We start from the raw sequence: 3,990 nt of genomic DNA, 5'->3' as shown, positions 1-3,990 counted from the left end.
GATTCCTTTCGCCGGCCCCAAGGTCGACTCCGAGACCGAGGAGTTCGCCCAGCAGATCGCCGACTCCGTCTCCAGCTTCCTGCTGGCGCTGCGTGAGATCGCCCGTGAGGCCGACGGCTCGCGCGCCATCTCGCTGCTGCTCCTCGAGATCAGCCAGGTGCTCCTGACCGGCGCCCGTCTCGGCGTCCAGCAGGACTTCCAGCCCAGCACCGAGCACCAGCCCGACGTCGGCCCCGAGGCCGACGTCGACGAGCTGCGCCTGCGCCTGGCCACGATGCTGGGCGACCTCGACACCTACGCCTTCGTCTTCGACCCCTACGTGCCCGACATCGTGGCCAGCCAGCTCTCCGACGACCTGTCGAGCATCGCCACCGACCTCGAGAACGGCCTGCGCCACTTCCGTCGCGGCGACATCGCCGAGGCGCTGTGGTGGTGGCAGTTCTCCTACGTCTCCTCCTGGGGCAACCTCGCGGGCGCTGCGCTCAACGCGCTGCTGTCGGTGGTCTCGCACGACCGGCTCGACGTCGACTTCGTCAGCGAGACCGATCAGATCGAGGCCGCCGAGGCGGTCCTGGACAGCGGTCGGGACTGACCACCATCCCTCGGTAGGATCAGGGAGTCAGCAGCACCATCCCCGATCGATGCAGGAGTGAGCCCGGTGGGCATTGTCGTGCAGAAGTACGGCGGTTCGTCCGTCGCCGACGCTGCCGCGGTCAAGCGGGTCGCCCGACGGATCGTGGAGGCCAAGCGGGCCGGCAACGACGTCGTGGTCGCCGTGTCCGCGATGGGCGACACGACCGACGACCTGCTCTCGCTCGCCGAGGCGGTGAGCCCGCTGCCGCCCGCCCGCGAGATGGACATGCTGCTCACGGCCGGCGAGCGGATCTCGATGGCGCTCGTCGCGATGGCCATCTCCGACCTCGGCTACAGCGCTCGCTCGTTCACCGGCTCGCAGGCCGGCGTGATCACCGACTCGGTGCACGGCAAGGCCAAGATCATCGACGTCACCCCGGGGCGCATCTCGACGGCGCTCGACGAGGGTCACATCGTCATCGTCGCGGGCTTCCAGGGCGTCTCGGCCGACACCAAGGAGATCACCACCCTGGGTCGCGGCGGCACCGACACCACGGCCGTCGCGCTCGCCGCGGCGCTGAACGCCGACGTCTGCGAGATCTACACCGACGTCGACGGCGTCTTCACCGCCGACCCGCGCATCGTTCCCGCGGCCCGCAAGCTCGACCGCGTCACCTACGAGGAGATGCTCGAGCTCGCCGCCTGCGGCGCGAAGATCCTGCACCTGCGCTGCGTCGAGTACGCCCGCCGCTACGGCATCCCGATCCACGTCCGCTCGTCCTTCAGCCAGCTCGACGGCACCGTCGTCTCCGGCAGCATCGAGGACCACAACCAGGAGGACCCCATGGAGCAGGCGATCATCGCCGGCGTCGCCCACGACCGCAGCGAGGCCAAGATCACCGTCGTCGGGGTGCCCGACAAGGTGGGCGAGGCCGCGCGCATCTTCGAGGCGCTCGCCGGCGCGCAGACCAACCTCGACATGATCGTGCAGAACGTCTCGGCGGCGGCGACCAACCGCACCGACATCTCCTTCACCCTGCCCCGCGGCGACGGCCAGAGCGCGATGGCGGCCCTGGCGGCCCTCCAGTCGGAGATCGGCTTCGAGAGCCTGCTCTACAACGACCAGATCGGCAAGATCTCGCTGATCGGTGCCGGCATGCGCTCGCACCCGGGCATCACCGCGAAGTTCTTCGGCTCGCTGGCGGCTGCCGGGGTCAACATCGGGATGATCTCGACCTCGGAGATCCGGATCTCGGTCATCGTCGACGAGGCCCAGATCGACGAGGCCGTGCGCGCCACCCACACCGCCTTCGACCTCGACGCCACCGAGGTCGAGGCCGTCGTCTACGGCGGTACCGGCCGATGACCCGCATCGGCATCGTCGGCGCGACCGGCCAGGTCGGCGTCGCCATGCGACAGATCCTCGAGCAGCGCAACTTCCCGCTCGAGGAGATCCGGTTCTTCGCCTCCGCCCGCTCGGCCGGCACCGTGCTGTCGTACGCCGGTCGCGAGGTCGTGGTCGAGGACGCCTCGACCGCCGACCCCACGGGGCTCGACATCGCGCTCTTCTCGGCGGGTGCCACCACCTCGCGGGCCCAGGCGGCGCGGTTCGCCGACGCCGGCGTGCTGGTGGTCGACAACTCCTCGGCCTTGCGGATGGATCCCGACGTGCCGCTGGTCGTCTCCGAGGTCAACCCCGGCGACCTGGCGCACGCGCGCAAGGGCATCATCGCCAACCCCAACTGCACCACCATGGCCGCGATGCCGGTGCTCAAGCCGCTCCACGAGGCCGCCGGGCTCACCCGCCTCATCGCCTCGACCTACCAGGCCGTCTCCGGCTCCGGTGTCGCCGGCGTCGAGGAGCTGGCCGGCCAGGTCGCCGCCGCCGGTGACAAGGCGTCCGAGCTCGCGTACGACGGGCAGGCCGTGACCTTCCCCGACCCGGTGAAGTACGTCGCCCCGATCGCCTACAACGTCGTGCCGCTCGCCGGCTCGATCGTCGACGACGGCCTCAACGAGACCGACGAGGAGCAGAAGCTCCGCAACGAGTCGCGCAAGATCCTCGGGCTGCCCGACCTGCTCGTCTCCGGCCTCTGCGTGCGGGTGCCGGTCTTCACCGGCCACTCGCTGGCGATCAACGCCGAGTTCGCCCGCTCGCTGCCCGTCGACCAGGCGCGCGAGCTGCTCGCGAACGCTCCCGGCGTCCAGCTGAGCGACGTCCCGACGCCGCTCCAGGCTGCGGGCCAGGACCCGTCGTACGTCGGTCGACTGCGTCAGGACGAGGGCGTGCCCGACCAGCGCGGGCTGGCGCTGTTCATCTCCAACGACAACCTGCGCAAGGGTGCTGCCCTCAACACGGTGCAGATCGCGGAGCTGCTGGCCGCGCGCTGAGCGGCTCCAGGAACTCCAGGCGGTTGCCGAACGGGTCGGCCGCATAGATCCGGTCGTGGCCTGGGAACTCAGCGTCCCAGGTCACCGCGACGCCGGCCGCCTCGAGCGTGGCGGCGAGCCCACGCAGGTCACCCACCAGGATCCCGGGGTGGGCCTTGCGGGCCGGGGTGAAGTCGTCCTCCACACCCAGGTGCACCTCGAGCCCTCCGCCTCGGAACCAGCAGCCGCCACGCGCCGCGAGCACGGGCGGCTTCTCGAGCTCCTCCAGGCCCAGGACGTCGCGCCAGAAGGCGCGACACTCGTCCTCACTGCCTGCGGGGATGGCGAGCTGCACGTGGTGCAGGCGCTGGAAGATGAACGCTCGATCGGGCACTGGGAGCCGGGGCGTCAGTCGTCGAGGTCGACCTCGAGGGCCGCGACCCACGAGGCGAGGGCGAAGGCGCCGGCGCTGAGAAGCGGCACGAGCACGACGGTCGCGGCGCTGTCGATCAGCCAGCCCGGGCCGAGGACTGCCACCAGGCAGGTGAGCCCGACGGCGAAGAAGCTGGTCATCACCGGCTCGCGGACCTTGAGCAGGCCGAGCAGCACACGTCCGACCAGCACGGTGAGGGCGAAGATCACCACCAGCGCGGTCAGCCCCGAGCCGGGACTGCACGTCGACGTGGTGCCGACGGCGTCGCACCCGCGCAGGCCGACCCAGATGAAGCCGAGCAGGGCGACGCCGGTGAGCAGTCCGGCGGCGGGGGCACCCACGTGACGGGGCGCGCCGTGGGAGAGCGCTGCGGGCAGTGACGCCAGGGCCGACAGGTTGAGCCGCGGCGTGCGCGCGGTCGGCGTGGCCTCCGGCTCACCCCCGTGCACGGCGCCCGCCGGTTCGCTGCCGGCGTCGGTGAAGGCGGGGTCGGTGAAGGCGGGGTCGGTCTCGACCTCGGGCAGCACCTGCGTGTCGCCCTGAGTGGCCTCCGCCGGCGGGGTCGTCGCAGGTCGGCGTCGACCGAAGAGCTTCGGCGGAGTCAGGCTCGGCGG

5 protein-coding genes are annotated in these 3,990 nt (G+C 71.2%); 3 read left to right on the top strand and 2 right to left on the bottom strand.

Annotation, left to right across the window (positions count from 1 at the left end):
• Nucleotide 1 precedes the first annotated feature (1 nt).
• The 3 genes from VOI19_RS15770 to VOI19_RS15760 all read left to right on the top strand — a co-directional run bounded on the left by VOI19_RS15770 (nt 2) and on the right by VOI19_RS15760 (nt 2,964).
• A complete protein-coding gene (locus tag VOI19_RS15770) occupies nt 2–592 on the top strand; it encodes a DUF5063 domain-containing protein (protein WP_323793917.1) in 591 nt (196 codons plus the stop codon).
• Nucleotides 593–658: 66 nt separating this feature from the next.
• A complete protein-coding gene (locus VOI19_RS15765; protein WP_323793916.1) occupies nt 659–1,939 on the top strand; it encodes an aspartate kinase in 1,281 nt (426 codons plus the stop codon).
• A complete protein-coding gene (locus VOI19_RS15760) occupies nt 1,936–2,964 on the top strand; it encodes an aspartate-semialdehyde dehydrogenase (protein ID WP_323793915.1) in 1,029 nt (342 codons plus the stop codon). Before VOI19_RS15765 ends, VOI19_RS15760 begins: the two co-directional genes overlap by 4 nt.
• Here the strand turns inward: VOI19_RS15760 and VOI19_RS15755 are convergent.
• Together VOI19_RS15755 and VOI19_RS15750 are read right to left on the bottom strand one after the other, a co-directional pair.
• Nucleotides 2,924–3,337, bottom strand: coding sequence for a VOC family protein (locus VOI19_RS15755; protein WP_323793914.1), 414 nt, complete (start codon nt 3,335–3,337; stop codon nt 2,924–2,926). The genes VOI19_RS15760 and VOI19_RS15755 overlap by 41 nt on opposite strands.
• Nucleotides 3,338–3,351: 14 nt before the next feature.
• A partial coding sequence (locus tag VOI19_RS15750) for a hypothetical protein (protein ID WP_323793913.1) occupies nt 3,352–3,990 on the bottom strand: 639 nt, incomplete at its 5' end.

Origin of the sequence: Nocardioides sp. (assembly GCF_034670285.1) — a bacterium.
Lineage (GTDB): Bacteria > Actinomycetota > Actinomycetes > Propionibacteriales > Nocardioidaceae > Nocardioides.
Note: the sequence above shows the minus strand (reverse complement) of the source record. Positions and strands in the feature narration are given on the sequence as shown.

Coding starts and splice junctions, on each gene's coding strand:
- VOI19_RS15760 (WP_323793915.1), top strand. CDS start 1,936: ATGACCCGCATCGGCATCGTCGGCGCGACCGGCCAGGTCGGCGTCGCC.